We start from the raw sequence: 20,794 nt of genomic DNA on the forward strand, positions 1-20,794 counted from the left end.
GGATCATGGAACGCACTCTGCCGGATACACCGTTGACCCGTCTGGCTGATCATGGGCAGTCCATCTGGCTGGATTTTATCCGGCGGGACTTCATTGAGGATGGCCGGCTGGCGGTCATGGTGAAGGAGGACGCCCTGAAAGGGGTGACCTCCAACCCTGCCATTTTTGAGCAGGCCATCGGGCATGGTGCGGAATATGAAGACGCCGTCCAGGCTCTTCTCAGCAGGGGCAGCCTGACGGCGGGTGAACTTTATGAGGCTCTGGCGGTGGAGGACATCTGTCAGGCCTGTCAGGTCCTGCGCCCTGTTTTTGATGAGACTGACGGGCGGGACGGTTATGTCAGCCTCGAGGTCTCCCCCTATCTGGCCTATGATGCCGAAGGGACCCTGGCCGAGGCCCGCAGGCTCTGGGAAGAGGTTGGCCATCCCAACGTGATGATCAAGATTCCCGCAACGGCTGAAGCCATTCCGGTCATCGAACAGGCCATTGCCGAAGGAATCAATGTCAATGTCACGCTGCTTTTTGCGCTTGGCATGTATGAGAAGGTTCTGGAAGCCTACCTGCGGGGGCTGGAAGCCCGTGTGAAGGCAGGCCAGCCCGTGGGGCATGTCAGCAGCGTGGCGTCCTTTTTCGTCAGTCGTATTGACGGGCGGATTGATGGCCAGATTGACCGCCGTGTGGCGGCGGGTGATCCGGAAGCTGAAGCCCTGCAGGCCCTGCGGGGGACGGTGGCCATTGCCAATGCTCGCATGGCCTACCAGCATTATCTCAGTGTCGTGAAGAGTCCCCGCTGGCAGGCTCTGGCAGCAGAGGGGGCACAGACGCAGCGTCTTCTCTGGGCCAGTACTAGCACGAAGGACAGGGCCTATCGTGACGTGCTGTATGTGGAAGAGCTGATCGGGGAGGATACCGTCAATACGCTGCCTCCCCGTACTCTGGAGGCCTTCCGGGACCACGGGATTCCGCAGGCCCGTCTGGGGCAGGATGCTGATGCCGCACGCAGGATTCTGGCGGAAACGGGGCGGCTTGGCCTTGATCTGGACAGCGTGACCACCACCTTGTTGGAAGAAGGTGTGGCTGCTTTTGAAGTCGCTTTTGATGGATTGCTCGGTGCGGTTGCGGCCCGCCGGGAAGCTGTTTTGGGGGAACGTCTGATGCGAGTATCCTTGGCATTATCGGATGAACTGGAAAATGCCGTCGTTGCTGCCGGCAAGAGCTGGAGCCGGGACGGCAAGGTGCGACGTCTCTGGGATCGTGACGCCTCCGTCTGGACCAATGGGCCGGAAAGCCAGTGGCTTGGCTGGCTGGATGTCGTCAGGAATGGCCGCGCAAGCCTTGAGGCGTACGAGGCCCTCGGCCGTGAGGTGAAGGAGCGTGGCTACAGCGACATTCTTCTGCTGGCAATGGGCGGGTCCAGCCTTGGCCCGGAAGTGCTGGAAGAGACATTTGGCCAGGTGCCTGGTGGACCTAAGCTGCATGTTCTGGACAGTACCGATCCCCAGCAGGTTGCCAGCTTTGCCAGGGCCATTGATCCGGCCAGAACGCTGTTCATCGTTTCCAGCAAGTCCGGCAGCACGCTGGAACCGAACATCCTGTTCGCCTATTTCTGGGAACAGGCCGGGAAGGCCCTGGGGTGCAAGCCCGGTGAGCATTTCGTTGCCGTGACGGACCCTGGTTCTTCTCTGGAGACAGTCGCCAGGGAGCATGGTTTTGCCCATGTTTTCTACGGGAATCCGGAGATTGGCGGGCGGTATTCCGTCCTGTCCGCTTTCGGTCTCGTCCCGGCTGCGGCTGCGGGTTATGACGTCCGTGCCCTGCTGGACAGCACCCAGCTGATGATCGAGGCCTGTGATGCGTCCGTGCCCCCCGTGACGAATCCCGGTGTCAGCCTCGGGCTGGCCCTGGGCGTGGCGGCGACGAGCTTCCGGCGGGACAAGGTCACCTTCGTGGCGTCGGAGAAGATTGCATCCCTCGGGGCCTGGCTGGAGCAGCTTCTGGCCGAAAGTACGGGAAAGAATGGCACGGGCCTCATTCCCATCGATGGCGAGCCGCTGGGCACGCCGGACGTCTATGGCGATGACCGTGTCTTCGTGGAGCTGCGTCTGGGGCATGAGCCTGTCAGTCCGGGGCTGAAAGCTCTGCGTGAGGCAGGCCACCCTGTCGTGACCCTGCATCTGGATGATGTCGAACAGATCGTGCAGGCTTTCTTCGTCTTTGAATTTGCCACGGCGGTGGCGGGTTCCGTGCTGGGAATCGATCCGTTCGATCAGCCGGACGTGGAGTTCAGCAAGGTGGAAACACGCAAGCTGACAAAGGCCTATGCCGAGACGGGACGGTTGCCGGAAGAGACACCGTTCGCCGTGGATGGCAGCCTGTCCTTCTATGCGGATGAACGCAACCGCCAGGTTCTGGGCAATGAGAGTGCAGAAACCATTCTGAAAGCTCATTTTGACCGTGTGGGCAAGAATGACTATATTGGCCTCCTGGCTTATATTGAGCGGAACAAGGCTCATATCGCTTGGGAGCAGACGGTGAGGACAGAGTTGAGGGACCGGCTCCACGTCGCAACGGCGGCGCAGTTTGGTCCACGGTTCCTTCACTCCACAGGCCAGGCTTACAAGGGAGGTCCCGACAGCGGCGTCTTCCTTCAGGTAACGGCGGGTGATGCGGCCGACCTGCCCGTGCCGGGGCATGTTTACAGCTTTGGTATTGTCAAGGCCGCCCAGGCACGTGGGGACTTCGATGTTCTGGCTGCCCGTGGCCGCCGTGCCCTGCGTGTGCATATTGCCGGGCCTTTGCAGGCCGGGCTGGACCGTCTCGCTCAGCTGGTGACAGATAGTGTAAAAGGAGCTTGAGGATGCGTATCGGAATTATCGGACTTGGCCGCATGGGTGGCAACATTGCCGTCCGCCTGACCCGCAAGGGGCACGATGTTGTCGCGTTCGACCGGACACCTGCTGTCACCGATAAGATCGTTGAGCGGTGTGAAAAGGGACGTGCCCAGGGGGCAGCAACCTTCGAGAAAATGGCGGAGCTTCTCTCCGGTGAAGAGCGTCGTGTGATCTGGCTCATGCTGCCCGCCGGTAAGGTGACGGAAGACTGCATCCAGAAGCTGGCCCCCCTGCTGGGCAAGGGCGACATCATCATTGATGGTGGCAACACCTACTACAAGGAAGACATCCGCCGGGCGAAAGAGCTGGGTGAGCGGGGCATTGACTATATCGATGTCGGCACTTCCGGTGGTGTCTGGGGCCTCGAGCGTGGCTACTGCATGATGTATGGCGGTGAGAAGCATGCTGCGGAGTATGTGGACCCGATCCTTGATGCTCTGGCTCCGGGCATGGGTGACGTGCCCCGCACGCCGGACCGTGAGGATGACGGGCGTCATGACCCGCGGGCAGAGAGAGGGTATCTTTACTGTGGTCCGGCCGGAGCTGGCCACTTCGTGAAGATGATCCATAATGGCATCGAATACGGCATGATGCAGGCCATTGCTGAAGGCTTTGACATTCTGGCCAGCAAGAATGCCGAGAAGCTGCCGGAAAGCGAGCGTTATGACCTGCATCTGGCTGATATTGCCGAGGTCTGGCGTCGTGGCAGTGTCGTGTCGTCCTGGCTGCTGGACCTGACAGCCGAGGCTCTGGCCCGTTCCAGCGATCTGAACGAGTTCAGTGGCGAGGTGCAGGATTCCGGCGAAGGCCGCTGGACGATTGAGGCGGCCATTGAGGAAGATGTTCCGGCTCCGGTGATGACGGCTGCCCTGTTCACACGTTTCCGGTCCCGTACCGGCAACAACTTTGCCGAGAAAGCCCTGTCCGCCATGCGGTATGGCTTTGGTGGCCATACTGAACGCAAGTAACAGACTGTCCTGACGGTGGGGATGCGGTAGGGGAGCCGCTCCCCCACTTTCCCCCCGGGAGGGAGGGAGAGAACCATGACAGAGACATCCCCTTCAGTCAGGCTGGTGCTGTCCGACATGGACGGCACCATTCTTGATTCTGATCGGACCATTTCCCCCACAACATGCGCTGCCGTGCAGAAACTTGCCGGGCGGGGCGTTGCGCTGGCCCTGGTCAGTGCCCGTCTTCCGGCGGCCGTCCTGCCTTATGTCCGTCAGCTTGGGCTGAAAGGCCCGTGTGCCGGTTTTAATGGTGGCGTCTTCTTCATGCCTGATGGCACGATCCTGAAAAGCCATCATTTTTCCGGGGACGAGCTTGTGGCCATCATGGAGGCCCTGTCTCCCTTTCCCGTGGAAATCTGGTGCCAGACGGAACAGGAATGGCTGCTCTGTGATGACCAGACCCCTCTTGCTCTGGGGGAGCATGAGCTGACGGGCATCACGCCACGGGAAGTTCCCTCACTGCCGTTACAGTCAGGAATCGTGAATCGTCTCATGGTCTGTTCTGAAGATACGGCCCTGATTGCCCGACTGGAGCAGGAACTGGCGGCACCTTTTGCGGGGCGGGTCAGTATGCTGCGCTCTGCCCCTCACAAGCTGAACATCACTCCGGCCCGGGCCACGAAGGGTGAGGCAGTGGTTGAACTGGCCAAACTTTATGGCGTGACACCGCAGGAAGTGGCGGCGATTGGTGATGCTCCCAATGATATTCCGATGCTGAAGGCAGCCGGGATGAGTATTGCCATGGGGCAGGCTCAGGATTTTGTGAAGCAGCAGGCTGCCCATGTGACTGGAAAACCTGATGAAGGTGGCTGGGCATACGCAGCCGAGACGTTCATTATGCCGGCAGCTCCCCCGTCAGCGGGGAACAAGACGTGATTCGGAGGGTAAGGGTATGACGACAGACATGCGCCATGCGGTTGTGGATGTTCTGGAGGATGCAGATGCAGTGGCCATGAAAATGGCTGAACTGTTCATCAGCACGGTGAAAGACAGGCCGGAAGGAAAAGTGCGGATTGCCCTTTCAGGGGGGTCCACGCCGAAGAAGCTTTTTGCCATTCTCGCCCGCCCTGACATGGCCCGCCAGGTGGACTGGTCCCGTGTGGAGCTGTTCTATGGTGATGAGCGTTACGTGGCGGAAGGTCATGCAGATAGCAACCATGCCAGCGCACGGGAGCTTCTGCTGTCCAAAGTGGCCATTCCGGCCGGTCAGGTCCATCCGATGCCGACGACCACGACGGCGAAGGAAGATGCAGCCCTGTATCAGGCCACGCTCCAGAAGGCCTATGGGGCCACTGAGCTTGAGGCGGGCCGCCCCCTATTTGATCTCGTCATGCTGGGGCTGGGGACGGACGGTCACACGGCGTCCCTGTTCCCGGGTGAGTCTGTGCTTGAGGAAAAGAAGGCATGGGTGGGTGTTGCCGACCCCAGCACGGCGCCGCATGAACGTCTCACGCTGACCTATCCGGCCATTGCATCTAGCAGTCTGGTTGTCTTCCTTGTGACGGGAGACAATAAAGTACCAATGCTGGCCCGTTTGCGCCAGGGTGATGGCAGCATCCCATCAGGGCGTATTGTTTCCGAGGGGAAAATACTGATACTGGCAGACAGAGCTGCTGCTGGAGAGCGTTCATGAATGTTGATGACTGTAAACGTGCTGCTGCCCATCTCGCTGCAAGTTTCGTCAAGCCAGGAATGGTTGTCGGACTGGGGACGGGAAGCACTGCAGCATTCATGATCGAACGGCTGGGCGAGCGTGTCGTGAAGGAAGGGCTGAACATTCAGGCCATCCCGACCTCCGAGGAGTCGACAAGACTTGCCCGTGCAGCAGGAATTCCGATCACGACGTTTGCAGATCATTCCACGGTCGACATCACCATTGATGGCGCGGATGAGGTGGAGCGCGGGACGCTCCATCTCATCAAGGGGCTGGGTGCTGCGCTGCTGCGTGAGAAGATAGTTGCTCAAGCGTCACGGCGTTTCGTCGTGATCGTGGACGTGACCAAACCGGTTGACCAGCTTGGCCAGCGGGTGCCCGTACCAGTGGAGGTTGTTCCATTCGGGTACGAGGCAACGGCAGCACGCCTGGAGGCTATGGGGGCCGAGATCATTCGCCCCCGCAGGCTTCTTGCGGGCGAGCTGCTTACTACCGATAACGGGAACAGGATACTTGATTGCGCTTTTGGTCCGATCAGTGACGTGAAGGCTCTGGCTGCACGGCTTGATGGCACTGTGGGCGTGGTGGAGCATGGGTTGTTCCCCAATATGGCAACCGATGTGCTGGTTGCCACCGAACGGGAGGTTGAACAATGGACGCCATGACAGAGAAAGAAGCTGCCCAGGCAGCGTCTGGTATTGCTCCGCATTACATTGTGGTGATGGGTGTTTCCGGTAACGGCAAGACCACTGTGGCTGAGCTGCTGTCCAAGAGTCTTGGCTGGCCCTTTCAGGAAGGTGATGACCTGCACCCCAAGGCAAACGTGGAAAAGATGCGCAACGGCCATCCGCTGACGGATGAAGACCGTGCCCCTTGGCTGGAGTTGTGCCACAACTGGCTGGCCAAATGTGCCGAGAAGGGTACCGGTGCCGTGCTGACATGCTCCGCCCTGAAGAAGAAGTATCGCATTGCTCTGGCCAAGCATATTCCTGTCCAGTTCGTCTATCTGAAGGTGGACCCGAAGATCATAGAGGACCGCCTGAAGCACCGTGTCGGCCATTATATGCCGCCGTCCCTGCTGCCGAGCCAGCTGGCCACTCTGGAAGAGCCGACTGACGATGAGCCGGTGATCCGTGTTCCCGGTGATGCCAGCCCGGAAGAGCTGCGTGACCGTGTGATCGCCCGTCTGCGTGTCGTGCCGCCGCCGCAGGTCGTGGACTGATACGGACCTGCCCTTTCAGGGGATGGTCATTATGGCGGAGCGTTGGCTCCGCCATTTTTTTATGGGCTGCCCATAATAAGCAGGGCTGACGGGAAGGAGCAGGTTCAGTCGGGTGCTGCCGTCTGCCAGCCCGGGCCGATGATGGCGACACGGCGATGCGTTCCCGTGCCCTGAAGAAGTATGATGGCCTCGCATTTCTCAAGATAGGTCAGCTGCCGGCGTGCCCGCCCAAGGGAGTGTGTGCCATAGGCACGGGCCAGGGTGGCATCATCCGGGCAGGGTTGTCCTTCCATGGCCGCATGGGCGAGCAGGAAATAGACGGGCTGCATGTCATCCGGCAGGCGGCCTGCCCGCTGCTGGATGTCCTGCCACGCATCACTTTCTGCCTGTTCACGGGTGATGCCACAGCGGATGGTGCTCAGCATGGTCTGGAACTGGGGCATGGGCAGGATATTGCGGGCAAATCCTGCCAGACGTGCCCGCATCTGGAAGTCCTGATACAGGGTGGCCAGCGGCCGATAGGCGGCATCTTCATCCTGACCGGCTTCAGCAACAAGATTCCAGAGCGTTTCCGGGTCAGGAGCTTCCATCTGCTGGCTCTGCTGCTGTTCTCTGGCATCACGGGAGGAGCTGTAGGCGTCCAGCTGGGCCAGAAGGTCCGGTTTGGGTGCGGAAGGCTCTTTGCGGGGGCGTGGGGCAGGTTCGGGAGGGGCTTCCAGAATGAGGTCCCGCAGTTCCTCGACCGGAATGCTGGACTGTTCCAGCGGCATGAGGGCAGGCCCGCCCGCATGGCTGGCCGTCTCGACCGGGCCGATGGTGACACGCTGGGGGCGACGGGCAAGGGCAGGCCCCAGAGCCATGAACTGCCCGCGGGCAAGGTCCCGGAAGGCTTCAGCTGCACGGCGTTCCATGCCCAGAAGATCGGCCGCACGGGCCATGTCGATGTCCAGAAAAGTCCGGCCCATCAGGAAGTTGGAGGCCTCGGCAGCGACATTCTTGGCCAGCTTGGCGAGACGCTGCGTGGCAATGATGCCTGCCATGCCCCGCTTGCGCCCCCGGCACATGAGGTTCGTCATGGCATTGAGGGAGAGACGGCGGGCTTCATCAGACGTGTCGCCTCCGGCGATCGGGGCAAAGAGCTGTGCCTCATCCACCACGATGAGAACCGGATACCAGCAGGACCGTGGAGCCTCGAACATGCCTGTCAGGAAAGCCCCCACGGAACGGAGCTGGCCTTCCGGTTCGCTCTGTTCCAGGTTCAGCACGACGGAGGTCCGGTGCATCCGCACACGCTCCCCGGCCGTACGCAGGTTGGCTTCGGACTGGGTGTCCGTCTCGATGACAAGGTGGTCGTATTTTTCGGCCAGTGTGACGAAATCACCCTCCGGGTCGATGATGACCTGCTGGACGAGGGTTGCGCTCTGTTCTAGCAGGCGGCGGAGAAGGTGGGACTTGCCGGAGCCGGAATTGCCCTGCACGAGCAGGCGTGTTGCCAGCAGTTCAGGCAGGTCGATATGGGCATCCTCGCCACGGTCCGTGGTGCCAAGAAGAAGGGGGCCGAAATGTGATGAACTCATGGCGTCATCTTACCGGGCAATGAGCGGGAGAGCCAGTGATGAACCCCCTCGGCACAGCAGTGGGCGGTGGAAAAACAGCCCTGTAGAAGGTATCCGCCCGTCGGGGCATCCCAGTCCAGCATTTCACCACAGGCGAACAGTCCGGGCTGGTGACGGAGCATGAAGGTCTCATCAACAGAGTCACGTTTCAGGCCACCAGCGGTGGAAATGGCCCTGTCCAGTTCGGCAGGGGCTGCAAGATGCAGGGGGGCCTGTGTCATGGCCTGTGTCAGCTCGTCTGCCGTGCGGGCGTCCGGGCAGAGCTGGACGAGCAGTTCCCGCATGGTGCGGTCCATCCCCAGAGCCTTGCGGAGCCTGTTGCTCCGGCTTTCACGGATGCGCTGGCGGGCGAGGCGGTCCATGATGCGGTCCCGTTCCAGAGTCGGACGGAGATTCAGATGGACTGTCACGGCCTTTCCATCAGACTGTGCCAGGGCCTGCCGCAGTGGTGCTGACAGGGCGTACAGTGGTGCGCCTTCCAGCCCCCGTTTCGTGATGATGAGGTCGCCCCGGTGAGTCTGTCCTGCAAAGCTGAGCGTGATGCCCCGCAGGGTGGCTCCTTCATGGCGGAGCAGGAAGTCTTCCGGCCAGTCCGGCATGAAGCCGCAGTTGGAGGGAGCAAAGGGTGTACAATGCTCTTTCAGCAGGGACGTCCAGCGTCCGTCGCTGCCCAGCCGTGCCCAGCTGCCACCGCCAGGGGCGAGGATGACGGCCCGGGCTGTCCGGTGAACAGGTCCTTCAGGCGTCTGGAAGGTGAGTGACAGGCCCTGCATGTCTGTCAGCCGGTGACGGGGGAAGAACTGCACGCCCTGTTCCTGAAGGCGGGTCAGCCAGCGGCGCAGCAGGGGCGAAGCCTTGAAGGATTTCAGGAAGACCCGGCCGGAACTGCCGGTGAAGCAGGGTTCCCCCAGCCCTTCGGCCCACTGGCGGAGGGCCTCGGGTGGAAAGTGGCGGATGGCGGGCTCCAGCCAGTCCCGTGCGTCTCCATAACGTTGGAGGAACTGTTCCAGCGGTTCGTCATGGGTGAGATTCAGGCCGCTGCGCCCTGCCATGAGGAACTTCCGGCCCGGTCTGGCCATATAGTCGAACAGATGGACCTCATGGCCTTTCCGGCTCAGACATTCGGCAGCGAACAGCCCGGCCGGGCCTGCCCCGATGATGGCGATGGGGGATGTCTGTGCCGTACTGTTCTCGGGCATGGGCGATCCGTTCGGGTCTGGTGAGCTGTGGGCGTGAGCTGTTGTTAGCCTGTTCCGGCCTGTCGGGGAAGACAAACTGGCAGCAGACACGGTATGGAAAGGCAGCGGCCGCCAGATGGTCATCCGGGGAGTGAGGACAGCATGAAAATTTGCACGACGGTTCAGGAGATGCGGCAGGCACGGGCGACGCTTGGTACTGTAGGCTTTGTTCCGACAATGGGCTTTCTGCATGAGGGGCATCTGTCGCTTGTCCGTCGTGCCCGCAAGGAGAATGAGGCGGTCATTGTCAGTCTTTTTGTTAATCCCATACAGTTCGGGTCTCCGGATGATCTTGCCAACTATCCCCGTGCGCTGGAGCGGGACATTGCCCTGCTGAAGGAGGAGGGTGTGGCCTGCGTCTTCACGCCGGAGGCGGCAGAGTTCTACCCGCAAGGCTTTGCCACGCAGGTGGATGTGGGGGGCGTGGCCCTGGAACTTGAAGGGCCGTCCCGTCCCGGTCATTTTGCGGGTGTGGCGACGGTACTGACCAAATTCTTCAACATCGTCCAGCCGCAGCGGGCCTATTTCGGGCAGAAGGATGCCCAGCAGTGCGCCGTCGTCCAGCGTTTCGTACAGGACCTGAACATTCCGGTGGAGGTCATCACTTTGCCGACATGGCGGGAAGATGATGGTCTGGCAGGTTCCAGCCGCAACAGCCGCCTGACCGGGGGGGAACGCCGTCGGGCACCGGTCCTGCATCAGGCCCTGTGCCGTGCCCGTGATCTGGTGCAGGCCGGGGAGCGCAGGCGTGCCGTTCTGGAGGGTGCCATGCGGGACGTGCTGGTGAAAGCGAGCCTGACGGAGATTGATTATGTCACCGTGGTGAACCCTGAGACGTTCCAGACGCAGGACATGGTTCCGGAGAATGCACTGGCCCTGCTGGCTGTAAGGCTGGGTGCCGTGCGGCTGATTGACAATCTTCCTCTGGGCTGATCTGGCATTTCCGGAAATAAGAGACAGTAAGTCTCATATGAAACCATGACTGTCAGAGGATATCGTTTCCTGTGAAACAGGGCTGTATTTGTCCGGTTACTGTCCGTAGGACAGTCCATATGGACGTGTCTTCATGACCCATGCATGACAATACATGCTGGCATGTCGGGAAAAACTTCAATGGCTCTGGTCAGGTCAGGATCAGGGGCGTAGCGTGGCGGGGTAATAAGTCATTCAGAGAGGCTTGAAGGAGATATCGAGCATGGTTGCGAAAACCCCACGCACTGTTTCTGCCCCCAAGAAATTCATCATCGGCACGGGCCTGCTTGCCCAGATGCATGATTATGTCAAGGATTTTGGCGACAACGCTTTCATCATCAGTGACGAGTTTTTCGTGGACCGTGTTCAGAAGGAGTCCGTGGCCGGGCTGGAGAAAGCGGGGCTGAAGGGCACGGCCGAGAAGTTCGGGTGCGAATGTACGGATACCGAGATCAAGCGTCTGGGTGAGCTGGCCAGGAAGCACGGTGCCAATGTCATCGTGGGGATCGGCGGTGGCAAGACACTGGATACCAGCAAGGCCGTGGCCCATTATTACAAGCTGCCGCTCATCCTGTATCCGACCATTGCCTCCACGGATGCCCCCTGTATTGCTCTGGCCGTGATCTATACGGAAGATGGCGAGTTTGACCGTTATCTCTATCTGCCGCAGAATCCTGATGTTGTGGTGGCGGATACGGGCGTGATTGCCGGGGCACCGGTCCGCTTCTTTGCAGCGGGTATTGGTGATGCCCTGTCCACCTATTTCGAGGCCCGTGCCTGCTATCATTCCGATGGCGTGAATCTCTCCTGCAAGCGTCCGTCCCGTACGGGGCTTGGTCTGGCCCGGATGTGCTATGAGCTGGTCTGCCAGAATGCCGAGCTGGCCATGGATGCCGTGCGTAACAAGGTTCCGACCCGTGCGCTGGAAGAAATGGTGGAAGCCACCATCTATCTCAGCGGGACCGGGGCCGAGACGGGCGGTCTTGCTGCTGCCCATGCCGTGCATAATGGCATGACGGCCGTTGCGGACCTCCATCATGCCCAGCATGGCGAGAAGGTCGTGTTCGGTCTGATGACACAGCTGGTGCTGGAGAATGCTCCGAAGGAAGAGATTGAGGAAGTTCTGCGGGTCGTCCGGGTGGCAGGCCTGCCGATGACCCTCAAGGAGCTTGGGGTCAAGGAGTTCGTGGAAGCGGACTGGCGCAAGGTGGCGGAAATCGCCTGCGACAAGAATGACACGATGGGCAACCTGCCCTTCAAGGTCACGCCGGATGATGTCTACCATGCCATGGTTGCAGCCAATGCGCTGGGTGAACGTTATCGTGCCGCCCATCCGGCCTGACGCTGCCTGCTCTGGAAAGAAGGCCCGGAACTCAGGTTCCGGGCTTTTTTTTATGATTTTTTAACCATTACAAGGAGTTCCAGTTCAGGCCGCTGCAGGAGAATCGAAGGTCATGCCTTACAGGGTTGCCGTCATTGTCAGGACGAAAAACCGTCCCCTGTTTCTGGCCCGTGTGCTGGAGAGCCTGCAACGCCAGAGTTTTCAGGCGTTCCGCCTGTATGTCGTGAATGACGGCGGAGACCCGGATGAAGTCTTCAGGGTCATGTCCATGTATGGTCCCAGGGATGAAGACCGTGTCGTGCAGACGGATATTCCGCAATCCGTCGGAAGGGCATAGGCCCTGAGTGTCGGCCTGGGGCTGGTCAAGGAAGACCATGTCCATGATGATGACGATACGCTGGAGCCGGACTTCTATGCCCGGACTGTGGCCTATCTGGATGGCGACAGGGCGAAGACGTTCGTCGGGGTGACGACCATCAGCTATGATATTGTCGAGCACATGAAAGACGGGCAGATCATCTTTGACAGACGCTTCGACACGTTTGGCAGGAAGGAAGGCTCGCTCATGGATTACGGCCTGTTCCTGTCCCATGTCAGCCTGCTTGCGCCGATTGCCACCCTGTTCCGCCGGTCAGCCATTGCCGGGTCACATGGTGTTGATACGACCCTGCCTTATGTCGAGGATCAGGACTTCTTCCAGCGGCTCATGATGGCGGGGGAGGTGGGAATCATCCCGGACTTTCTGGCCAATTATCACCAGAGGCCACTGGTGACGGGCGGCCCGGAGGACAAGAGCGAAGCGGAGTTCGATTATGATGCCATCATGGCCTACACGAACAACGTCCTGCGGGATGCCATCCGTGGGAAGGGAAAGATGCGGGAGTTTCAGGCGGCGTTCATTCATGGTGCCCGGCAGGAGCACCGTCATGCAGGCCCTCTGTCCCAGCAGGCTGCACAGCTGCAGGAGCAGTGCAGCCGCCTGACGCAGGAGGTCAATGAGCTGAGGCAGGATCTGGGCCGCCTGTCCCGCTTCATGGTCCAGTTTGCCGACAGGATGGAGAAACGCTGAGGCTCCTTCAGTCCTGCCGCAGGGTGAATTCTGCCAGGAGCTGTTTGAGCTGACGTGTCCGTTGGGCCATGTTGGAGGTCGCCGCAGAGGTCTGTTCCACCATGGCGGCATTTTCCCTGGTGCCCTGATCGATGGTGACGACGGCACCATTCACGTCCCGGAGGGCAGAGGCCTGCTCTGATGTGGCCTTGGAAATCTCCTTGAGGTGTGTCCCGATATTAGCCACGCTGGAGATGATGGTGCCGATGGCTTCGCTGGCATCTTTCATGATGGTGGAGCCGGAGCTGACATGAGTCTGGGATGTGGTGATGAGGTCCTTCACTTCCTCCGAGGCATCACCGACCCGGTTGGCCAGTTTGCGGATCTCCTGTGCCAGGACACGGAAGCCGCTGCCCGCCTCGCCAGCATGGGCGGCCTCCACGCCCGTATTGAGGGCCAGAAGATTGGTCTGCGTGGCGATGTTGGAGATGACGTTGGTGATCTTGTTGACGGCCTCGGCGGAGCGTTCGATTTCTTCCATGGCCGTGGTGGCACGGTGGATCATGGTGCCGAACCGTTCCGTGATGGTCTGACATTCCTCCACGAACCGGGTTGCCTCTCCCACACGGGATTCCGTGGAGGTGACGGTTGCCGTGATCTGTTCTACCGCCGCTGCCGTTTTCTCGACCGAGGCTGCCTGCTTCTCCGTGCGCTGGGCAAGGTCCTGGGCGGCACTGTTGATCTCGTCTGCCGTGTTGTCGATGCTTTCCGTCGCTTCATTGATGGCGTGCAGCATCTGGCACAGCGAGGAGATGGCGTGATTCAGATTGTCCCGCATGGGGAGATAGGTGGCGGGGAAGTCCCCCTCCACCGTATGGGACAGGTCCTTGCCGGCGAGAGCATCAATGATGCGGCCAAACCGTTCCGTGACGAACCGGCGTTCCTTCTCGATGGCCTCGTCTAGTCTGGCCATTTCCTCCCTGTTGAGTTTCTTGACTTCGTCGATATAGATGGAAATGGTGAGGTCCATGTCCAGAAAGACGGCCTTGCAGAGGCTGGCCAGTGATTCCGTGAGCTTGGGGAAGGGCATCCTGGGGGGCATGAGCGGCATGGGAGGAGCCAGCTGGGCCGTGACAGCACGGATGATGGAGGCCAGCAGAAGGGCATAGCCGCTGATGTATCAGCGGGGTTCCAGCCCGATCATGGCGTGTGTCCTGCCGATGCGGCACATGATGTGGTTCATTACAGACTAAATGAAAGCCGTCACCAGAATGCCCAGAGTGGTGTTTTCTCTCCCATAAGAGAGGGCGGGGGCACCGCTGGAGAAATCAGCCAGACAGGCTATACCCCTAGGGCCGTGATGGCTACCGTTGCGGAAGACTAACGGCGATAGTGGCTGGGGGGCGTAATTATCATCGGCCTGACGGTCGCCAGTGTGACTGTCAGCCTATCCGTCACAGCCATATGCCATGTAGCGACGGACAACGGCAAAAATCGCAGTAAACAGCCAAAAATGAACGTCACGTTGCGCCATAAAGCGGCAATAAGCGACAGTTAACGACACGAAAAGGCGGGTATTTTTGTGGGTAATAGTCGGCTATAGTGGGTAAATGCTGACCGACATTTCCGTAAAACGCCTCAAACCCCGTGAGAAGCCCTACAGAAAAGCTGACTCGGGCGGCTTGGCCATCAGAGTCTTGCCCAATGGGACGAAACTCTGGCAATTCCGATATAGGGTAGGTGGGAAGGAAAATACCTTTTCTATCGGCCCATATCCAGAGGTTTCTTTGGCACAGGCACGGACCGCTCGTGACGAGGCCAAAGCAGAACTCAGGGCGAACAGGGACCCTAACATCACCAAGAAACAGGAGAAAGCCGCTGCCGCTGGAGTGAAGAACCGCCTCCAGAGTGTCGGGGAAGATTGGCTGGAGGCGAATACGGGGCGATGGACACCAAAGCACGCTGGGCAAGTGCGCTCCACTCTGGAGAAATTCGTGTGGCCGAAATTGGGTAATGTCCCTGTGGCCGAGATCACGCCTCCCATGATTCTGGCTGTCGTCAGGAGTATTGAGCAGAAAGCGGCCATAGAGACCAGCAGAAGAGTCCTTCAGAGGATCAAGTCGTTATTTACTCATGCCATCGCACATGGGCTGACAGACAATAATCCTGCCGCAAACCTTAGCAGCGTTCTGGCTCCAGTCGTGCACCAGAGACGGCCTGCCATAACGGAATTGCCTGGGCTGTATCAGTTATTCGCAGATGTACAAAGTCATCCTGCCCAACCGACTACTCTGCTAGCCTTGCGCTTTCTGGCTCTCACAGGAGTGAGGCCGGGAGAGGTGTGTGGTGCGCTCTGGAGCGAGATTGATGGCGATGTCTGGAAAATCCCTGCCGAACGCATGAAAATGAAGCGGGCGCATGTGGTGCCCCTTAGCAGACAGGCTCTTGAGGTTCTGGAGGTTTTGAGGGAACTGACAGGGAAAGCTCCGTACTTGTTCCCTTCCCGGTACAACGTGAATAATCCCATGTCAGGAAACACCCTAGGGTACTGTCTGAACAGAGCTGGCTATCAGGGTGTTCATTGCCCGCACGGCTTCAGGTCGTCTCTCTCAACGATAATGAACAGCCGCCGCCCCCAGGATGGGGCTTTTATTGAGCTTATTCTTGCTCACGAGAAAAATGACAAAATTGCCGCCGCTTATAACAGGGCGCAACATATAGAGGAGAGACGGGCCATATTGCAGGAATGGGCCGATCTTATCTCGGAGGGCATAGGTCGCCCCCGACACCTGATAAAGGTGAGGGCGAGGTGATTTCTCCCTTAAAAAAGAAGGGGGAAGAATAAGGGTACTTGGCATTTTCCCCGGAGAGCGAAAAATTAACGCTTCTCATCCAGTGCCCGGCACTCCGCTCGTTCATTCCCATAATCTGTAAGGAACACCGGAACCTCTATCAGTTCCGGATGTGCCCTGAGTTCCGATGCCAGTACAGCCTGTTCCTCATGGCTGTACTGGACCAGAGGCGGGCAGGCATAGCGGACCTGAGCGGATGAACAGCCGGACAGCATTCCCGCAATGCAGGCCGCAATCAGAGTGCACGCGGCTAGATATGAGACGATGTATCGGTCACACATCAGAATTCTCCCTTGTCGAGCGTTCCGAGTAGCTGGTTGTTTCCCCTGATCCCGTTCGTTCGGGCAGCGAGTGCTCTCCGGGATGAGGCGGCTTCTTCGTTGGCCGCCGATGTTGCCTCGGCTTCAGACCGGACCCGGGCGGAATTACGTCCGGCTCGGTTGGCGTACCAGACAATCCCGACAATGAATGACAGGGTGGCGACGACAATGCCGCCGATAAAATATGGGGTCATGTACTCTCCATTTAGCATCAGGTTCTTCTGAATCACTTTGCCTATGACCGGGCTGTTTTTCCCGGTTTACAGCCGTTTTGTGGGGTGATTCGGCTGTGACATGCCCGGGGGAATTCCCCCGGGCACTTTCAGGGTCAGCCAATGCCTCCGGAATAGGATGAATTTGTGGTTGCCGCTGGGCTGGATGCCGTGTCCTTCTTCTTGTGGATGGCGGCGATGATGTCCTCCACGCCTTCCTCAATCTGCCCGGAACCCTGTTCCACCTTGACCAGGCCATTCATCAGGCCCTGCACATCCATATGATCTGCCAGAAAAGGCTCCACGATGGAGCCGATGGCGGACAGGGCGGACGTCGCCGCATGGATGCGGGCTTTTGTGGCGGCACTCTCGTGGTCACCCAGAGCATTGGTGATGAGGGCCTCGATGCCTTCGAAGACGGTGTTGGGCGTTGCTGCTGTCGTTGTTGTGTCAGTCATGTTTATTTTTTCCTTTAAGATTGAGGTGGTCAGTCAACGGGATTTGGTGCTGTCGGAATGTCCCGGCTTGATGTGATTGGTAGCCCAGCCGATGTTCAGGGCGATTGTGGAGACCAGCCGGTAAGGCAGAACCCAGCGGGAACCGGCAGCAGGTGGCCTGACGAATACCGTCACCAGATTGCAGGCGATGATAAGGAGGGAGGCCGGGAGCACCCATGCCGCCGGGAGTGTGTCGAGAATGGAATTGATGTCCATTTTGTTCTCCAGATATAAAAAACCGCCCGGAGGCGGCTGGTGAAATACGAAACAGGGAGATGCGGGTTTCGTATAAAGCTCGTTTAGTCTTCGATGCGGTCGGGCACCTGGGGCCATCGCCCATAAATGATCCGGCTTTCTGCCAGACGTTTGATTTCCTGAAGGTAAGCTCTTGTTTTTGGTCCGCCACGCTGCTGGTAATCGATCATCCCCAGCTGCCCGATACTGATCAGCTCTGTCCTGGCATCACTGAAGAGCTGCCTTTCGCCAGACAGATAGACCTCATCCGAGTTGTTGGGGTCACCAATGTCAGTTGGTACGCCATCCATGTCCACGGTCATGTTGCTCATTGTCTCTCCTTCAGGCGAGAACGCCCTTGATAAAAAACGTGATTGATTCCAGCCCGGACCCGGGCCATCCCCCCGGATGCTGGAAATTGAACCCTGTCGTGCTGGTGCCGGTTATGTTGATGGTGGCCCCTGGTCCCATTTTCCCGGCAGCCCAGTCGTCGTGGGAAATTGTTGTCGAGGTTGCCGTTATCGCAGGGGGTATAGCGAATTTCGGCCAGTCTGCCGGGTAATCGACATGGCCCGGGTTCCCCGCACCCCCATCGTAGCGGCGGAATATGATGCCCTCGAACGTCCCCGTCGGGGTCACCCCGGGGATGTCGTAATGAACAGTGTCGCCACCAGACGACCCGCCCCCCGCAGGAGCGGCATTCACTTTGGTGGTGAGGGCGTCAATCCTGACGCCTAGATCAGCATCGGCCTTCTTCCGTTCGTCCGCTTCCTGAGAAAGGTCTGCGCTTTTGGCCAATCCGTCGACTGAAGGGATGTTCAGGCCATTGATCTTTTTCTCAAGGTCGGCATCAGCATTTTTCCGGGCCGTTGCCTCGTCATTGAGGGCCTCCTGTGTTGCCAGCCCGGCAATGGAAGGAATATTCAGGCCATCGATCTTCTTCTCAAGCTCGGTGTCCGCATTTTCCCGGGCCGTGGCCTCCGCTTCGAGGTCAGAGCTTTTTGCTAGACCGGAAATGGAGGGGATGTTCAGGCCATTGATCTTATCCTCCAGAGTTCTGTCACCCTGTTTCCGGGCCTCCGTCTCATCATCAAGAGACGACTGCGTGGCCAGTCCGGCGGTCGACGGGATGTTGAGACCATTGATCTTCTCTTCCAGCTGACTGTCAGCTTTCTCCCTCGCCCGCGTCTCCGTGTCGAGATCGGAGCTTTTTGCCAGTCCGGCAATGGAAGGGATGTCCAGGGAATCGATCTTGTTCTTAAGTTCGGTGTCAGCATTTTCCCTGGCTTCCGTCTCCGTCTGGAGATCGGACGATCTGGCATAGATGGAAAGATCGGGGCTGCTCCCGCCCAGGGTACTGACGGGGAACTGGCCCGTCCGGCCATCCTGCACGCCCAGTATCGTGTCTCCTGCCTGTGGCGTCCCCAAGCTTGGCAGGTCGGCAACCCTGATGCGGCCGCCTTCTGTTGCTACTGTCTGCGTTGTCATAATGTGAGAAGCCTCCCATCATCCAGCATCAGGGCAGCTGGCTGTGTTTCTGACCCATCCGGAGGGGACAGGCTGGCCTGAACCCCGTCTACGGACCCGCTGTCCGGCAGGACGGTGATCTGGACGATCCGTACGTAACGGCGGCCCGTGCTGGTTTCGAGTGTCATGGTGATGGCCTGCTGCCCGACGTTGCCGCCCTGAAGGCCGATCGTGGCCCTGTCGGGTCCGAGGGCGGACCAGAGCACGGTAAGGCCGGTTCCGTCCTGAACATCCACCGTCAGGCGGATCACGCTCTCTCCCTGATCACAGCAGAAGGGAGCCAGATACAGGCTGTAATCCAGAGCGTCCCCAACATTCTTTGCAGGCCAGTTCTGGATGGTTGCTGTTTGGGCCGGGTAGAGGGACCGGCTGGAACATGGCGTCATACAGAGGCCCCTTTGGATGGAAGGTTCGCCGCTACCTTTGCGATCAGGGAGCCGTATGGGTTCTGGCCGTTCTCATATTCGGTGATGGCCGCCATAATTTTCCCTATCAGGGTGGGAGTGGGGGGGCCGAGATCATCAGACACCTTCACTCCAATTTTTTTGGCAACAAATTGGGCGTAAGCGGTCGTGTTGTTTTCTTTAGTAGGTGCCCATTTATAAATGATGGCATTTACGGTCCTTAGTTTGTCACGGGTCATGTACAGGTACAGCTGGTCCCGTAGGGCAGCCAGCCCGGCTTCCGGTGTGGGGAAGCGGGCAAATCGGGCGTTTGGCCCCGGTTCAAGAACGGCCCCTTTCTGGTGAGCGAAATTCAGGTTGCCCGGGTTGTTGTTGCGGATGCCCCGTGGTGGGAGAGTGGATTTTACCGTCATGATTAGCCTCCGTGATAATATCTGAAGATTTCCGACACAGCGGCCACGATGGCAGCGCCGGTAGCCCCGGCCACTGTGAAGGCCCGGCCCTGCCAGCTCTGGAGACTGGAAAGGGCCTGCTGGATCTGGGCGAATTGCGTATTGATGACTGTCTGTAGCGAGGCGATCACTTCATTCTGGTGTCGCTCGTTCGCTTCCAGACGGGTGATGCGCTGTTCATGGTCCGTGATGTCGGCCTGTCTGGCGGGCCGGTTGTCTTTTTCCTCTGTCATGTCTGTCCTTCGGGCATGAAAAAACCGCCTCAAAGGGCGGCGTGTACTGCTCTGGCCATCCGTATGGATACGGGAAGGGCTAGTGGTTGTCCGGCCATCCAGCCGTGATGTCCGCATCGCCTCCCTTGTCCAGTTGCCGACTGATGTCTGCGGCGTGGGCCTGGCAGGCTTTGCGGTATGCGGTGATTTTCTTGCAGAGGGCGGTCACGTCCTGCCCTGTCATCGGGACGGTCGATCCGTCCGGGAGCGTCCACGGCGTGCCGTCTTCCCACTCATCGAGTTTTACCACCAGGGACTGCTGGGGCGTGTTCGTGTAGGATGCGCTGTCGGTGGGGAACAGGATCGGGGCCGTGCTCCGGGAGGGCTGGAAATACACGCCTGAAGCCATTTTTTCCGGTGTGGTCCGTGCCAGAAGGTCACGCTTTGCCGAAAGTGGAATGATGACGTCCAGACTGGCGATCGTCCCGTCAGGATTGATCTTTGCACCCGGCCCCGGCTGGCGGCACAGGGTCTGATAGTCTTTCTCTGATACGGGGATATAACCCTTGCCAGTGGCGTTCAGCGGGCCGCAGCATGTCGCTGTCATCCTGCTGTCAGTGTCGACGATGACATAATAGGGGCCGTTCATGCCAATACTCCTACGGCGATGACGTTAAGACGCCAGTGATAGCTGGTGTTCCCGATGAACACCGTTGAGAGGGAACAGGCCTGGAACAGGAACCCGGCACTGGTTATGTTTGGGGTGCCATCGGCATTGTTCAGAAGCACGGCAACACGGGATGACGCCGTGCTGGGCGTGCCGGAGGAAACCTCCGAATTGATCAGGGCCGTTACATAGGGCGTTGTTCCGTCCTTGAAGGGCTTGGGGAATGTCACCCAGTATGGTGCACCGTTGCCGTCAATCGTGAATGACTGGATGACAACCCGCCCTGTCAGGCCCTGGCCGATGACTTCTGGCAGAACGCCACCTCCATCACGGGTGATCGGCCCTGTGATCGTGCCCCCCGTGAGAGGGAGAAGCCCCGCTTCAGCAGTCTTTGCCCGTGTGACTTCATTATTCAGCAAGGTGT

At 59.2% G+C, this 20,794-nt stretch carries 25 protein-coding genes; 11 read left to right on the plus strand and 14 right to left on the minus strand.

Annotated features, from left to right (window positions below):
- Positions 1-5 precede the first annotated feature (5 nt).
- From NQF87_RS05030 to NQF87_RS05055, 6 genes are all read left to right on the plus strand, one after another.
- The gene (locus tag NQF87_RS05030; protein ID WP_266127319.1) at positions 6-2,855 is read left to right on the plus strand and encodes a bifunctional transaldolase/phosoglucose isomerase; all 2,850 of its coding nucleotides are present in this window, start codon (positions 6-8) and stop codon (positions 2,853-2,855) included.
- A 2-nt stretch (positions 2,856-2,857) separates the two neighbouring features.
- Positions 2,858-3,859, plus strand: coding sequence for a phosphogluconate dehydrogenase (NAD(+)-dependent, decarboxylating) (gnd, locus tag NQF87_RS05035; protein ID WP_266127320.1), 1,002 nt, complete (start codon positions 2,858-2,860; stop codon positions 3,857-3,859).
- Between the two features lie 75 nt (positions 3,860-3,934).
- Entirely contained in the window at positions 3,935-4,777 is an 843-nt protein-coding gene (locus NQF87_RS05040; protein WP_266127321.1) for an HAD family hydrolase, read from the plus strand.
- A 16-nt stretch (positions 4,778-4,793) separates the two neighbouring features.
- A complete protein-coding gene (gene pgl / locus NQF87_RS05045; RefSeq protein WP_266127322.1) occupies positions 4,794-5,534 on the plus strand; it encodes a 6-phosphogluconolactonase in 741 nt (246 codons plus the stop codon).
- Entirely contained in the window at positions 5,531-6,220 is a 690-nt protein-coding gene (rpiA, locus tag NQF87_RS05050; protein WP_266127323.1) for a ribose-5-phosphate isomerase RpiA, read from the plus strand. Before pgl ends, rpiA begins: the two co-directional genes overlap by 4 nt.
- Positions 6,217-6,777 carry a gluconokinase gene (locus tag NQF87_RS05055; RefSeq protein ID WP_266127324.1) on the plus strand — a complete coding sequence of 187 codons (561 nt, stop codon included), beginning with the start codon at positions 6,217-6,219 and terminating at the stop codon, positions 6,775-6,777. Before rpiA ends, NQF87_RS05055 begins: the two co-directional genes overlap by 4 nt.
- A 104-nt stretch (positions 6,778-6,881) precedes the next feature.
- On the opposite strand, the gene NQF87_RS05060 is transcribed toward NQF87_RS05055, so the two are convergent.
- Positions 6,882-8,354 (minus strand): helicase HerA domain-containing protein, encoded by a 1,473-nt coding sequence (locus NQF87_RS05060; protein WP_266127325.1) that lies wholly within the window; start codon positions 8,352-8,354, stop codon positions 6,882-6,884.
- Complete coding sequence (locus tag NQF87_RS05065) at positions 8,351-9,592, minus strand: TIGR03862 family flavoprotein (protein WP_266127326.1); 1,242 nt, start codon at positions 9,590-9,592, stop codon at positions 8,351-8,353. Before NQF87_RS05065 ends, NQF87_RS05060 begins: the two co-directional genes overlap by 4 nt.
- A 141-nt stretch (positions 9,593-9,733) precedes the next feature.
- On the opposite strand from NQF87_RS05065, the gene panC reads away from it, so the two are divergent.
- The 4 genes from panC (at position 9,734) to NQF87_RS05085 (ending at position 13,014) form a co-directional block, all read left to right on the plus strand.
- Positions 9,734-10,564: a pantoate--beta-alanine ligase gene (gene panC, locus NQF87_RS05070; protein ID WP_266127327.1), complete on the plus strand. Its 831-nt coding sequence runs from the start codon at positions 9,734-9,736 to the stop codon at positions 10,562-10,564.
- Positions 10,565-10,826: 262 nt separating this feature from the next.
- Positions 10,827-11,945: a glycerol dehydrogenase gene (locus NQF87_RS05075; protein ID WP_266127328.1), complete on the plus strand. Its 1,119-nt coding sequence runs from the start codon at positions 10,827-10,829 to the stop codon at positions 11,943-11,945.
- 112 nt (positions 11,946-12,057) lie between these two features.
- The gene (locus NQF87_RS05080) at positions 12,058-12,282 is read left to right on the plus strand and encodes a glycosyltransferase family 2 protein (protein WP_266127329.1); all 225 of its coding nucleotides are present in this window, start codon (positions 12,058-12,060) and stop codon (positions 12,280-12,282) included.
- Between the two features lie 87 nt (positions 12,283-12,369).
- Positions 12,370-13,014 carry a hypothetical protein gene (locus NQF87_RS05085; RefSeq protein WP_266127330.1) on the plus strand — a complete coding sequence of 215 codons (645 nt, stop codon included), beginning with the start codon at positions 12,370-12,372 and terminating at the stop codon, positions 13,012-13,014.
- A gap of 7 nt (positions 13,015-13,021) precedes the next feature.
- Here NQF87_RS05085 and NQF87_RS05090 read toward each other — a convergent pair whose 3' ends face one another.
- The gene (locus NQF87_RS05090) at positions 13,022-14,104 is read right to left on the minus strand and encodes a methyl-accepting chemotaxis protein (protein WP_266127331.1); all 1,083 of its coding nucleotides are present in this window, start codon (positions 14,102-14,104) and stop codon (positions 13,022-13,024) included.
- A 499-nt stretch (positions 14,105-14,603) separates the two neighbouring features.
- On the opposite strand from NQF87_RS05090, the gene NQF87_RS05095 reads away from it, so the two are divergent.
- Positions 14,604-15,806, plus strand: coding sequence for a tyrosine-type recombinase/integrase (locus tag NQF87_RS05095; RefSeq protein ID WP_266127332.1), 1,203 nt, complete (start codon positions 14,604-14,606; stop codon positions 15,804-15,806).
- A gap of 65 nt (positions 15,807-15,871) precedes the next feature.
- On the opposite strand, the gene NQF87_RS05100 is transcribed toward NQF87_RS05095, so the two are convergent.
- The 11 genes from NQF87_RS05100 to NQF87_RS05150 form a co-directional block, all read right to left on the minus strand.
- Positions 15,872-16,126, minus strand: a complete 255-nt coding sequence (locus NQF87_RS05100; RefSeq protein ID WP_266127333.1) for a hypothetical protein — start codon at positions 16,124-16,126, stop codon at positions 15,872-15,874.
- The gene (locus NQF87_RS05105; protein WP_266127334.1) at positions 16,126-16,359 is read right to left on the minus strand and encodes a hypothetical protein; all 234 of its coding nucleotides are present in this window, start codon (positions 16,357-16,359) and stop codon (positions 16,126-16,128) included. Before NQF87_RS05105 ends, NQF87_RS05100 begins: the two co-directional genes overlap by 1 nt.
- Before the next feature lie 134 nt (positions 16,360-16,493).
- On the minus strand, positions 16,494-16,835 hold the full coding sequence (locus NQF87_RS05110) for a hypothetical protein (RefSeq protein ID WP_266127335.1): 342 nt from the start codon (positions 16,833-16,835) through the stop codon (positions 16,494-16,496).
- Between the two features lie 33 nt (positions 16,836-16,868).
- Complete coding sequence (locus NQF87_RS05115; protein ID WP_266127336.1) at positions 16,869-17,090, minus strand: hypothetical protein; 222 nt, start codon at positions 17,088-17,090, stop codon at positions 16,869-16,871.
- 83 nt (positions 17,091-17,173) lie between these two features.
- The gene (locus tag NQF87_RS05120; protein ID WP_266127337.1) at positions 17,174-17,440 is read right to left on the minus strand and encodes a hypothetical protein; all 267 of its coding nucleotides are present in this window, start codon (positions 17,438-17,440) and stop codon (positions 17,174-17,176) included.
- Between the two features lie 10 nt (positions 17,441-17,450).
- Positions 17,451-18,596 (minus strand): hypothetical protein, encoded by a 1,146-nt coding sequence (locus NQF87_RS05125; RefSeq protein ID WP_266127338.1) that lies wholly within the window; start codon positions 18,594-18,596, stop codon positions 17,451-17,453.
- Entirely contained in the window at positions 18,593-19,021 is a 429-nt protein-coding gene (locus tag NQF87_RS05130) for a phage fiber-tail adaptor protein (protein ID WP_266127339.1), read from the minus strand. Before NQF87_RS05130 ends, NQF87_RS05125 begins: the two co-directional genes overlap by 4 nt.
- Positions 19,018-19,452: a structural protein P5 gene (locus tag NQF87_RS05135; protein WP_266127340.1), complete on the minus strand. Its 435-nt coding sequence runs from the start codon at positions 19,450-19,452 to the stop codon at positions 19,018-19,020. The genes NQF87_RS05130 and NQF87_RS05135 overlap by 4 nt, the downstream gene beginning before the upstream one ends.
- A 2-nt stretch (positions 19,453-19,454) precedes the next feature.
- Positions 19,455-19,724, minus strand: coding sequence for a hypothetical protein (locus NQF87_RS05140; RefSeq protein WP_266127341.1), 270 nt, complete (start codon positions 19,722-19,724; stop codon positions 19,455-19,457).
- Between the two features lie 79 nt (positions 19,725-19,803).
- Positions 19,804-20,352 carry a DUF4376 domain-containing protein gene (locus NQF87_RS05145; RefSeq protein ID WP_266127342.1) on the minus strand — a complete coding sequence of 183 codons (549 nt, stop codon included), beginning with the start codon at positions 20,350-20,352 and terminating at the stop codon, positions 19,804-19,806.
- The coding region (locus NQF87_RS05150; protein WP_266127343.1) for a hypothetical protein at positions 20,349-20,794 on the minus strand (446 nt) is incomplete at its 5' end. The genes NQF87_RS05150 and NQF87_RS05145, both read right to left, overlap by 4 nt.

Origin of the sequence: Bombella dulcis, assembly GCF_026385505.1 — a bacterium.
GTDB classification, from domain to species: Bacteria; Pseudomonadota; Alphaproteobacteria; order Acetobacterales; family Acetobacteraceae; genus Bombella; species Bombella dulcis.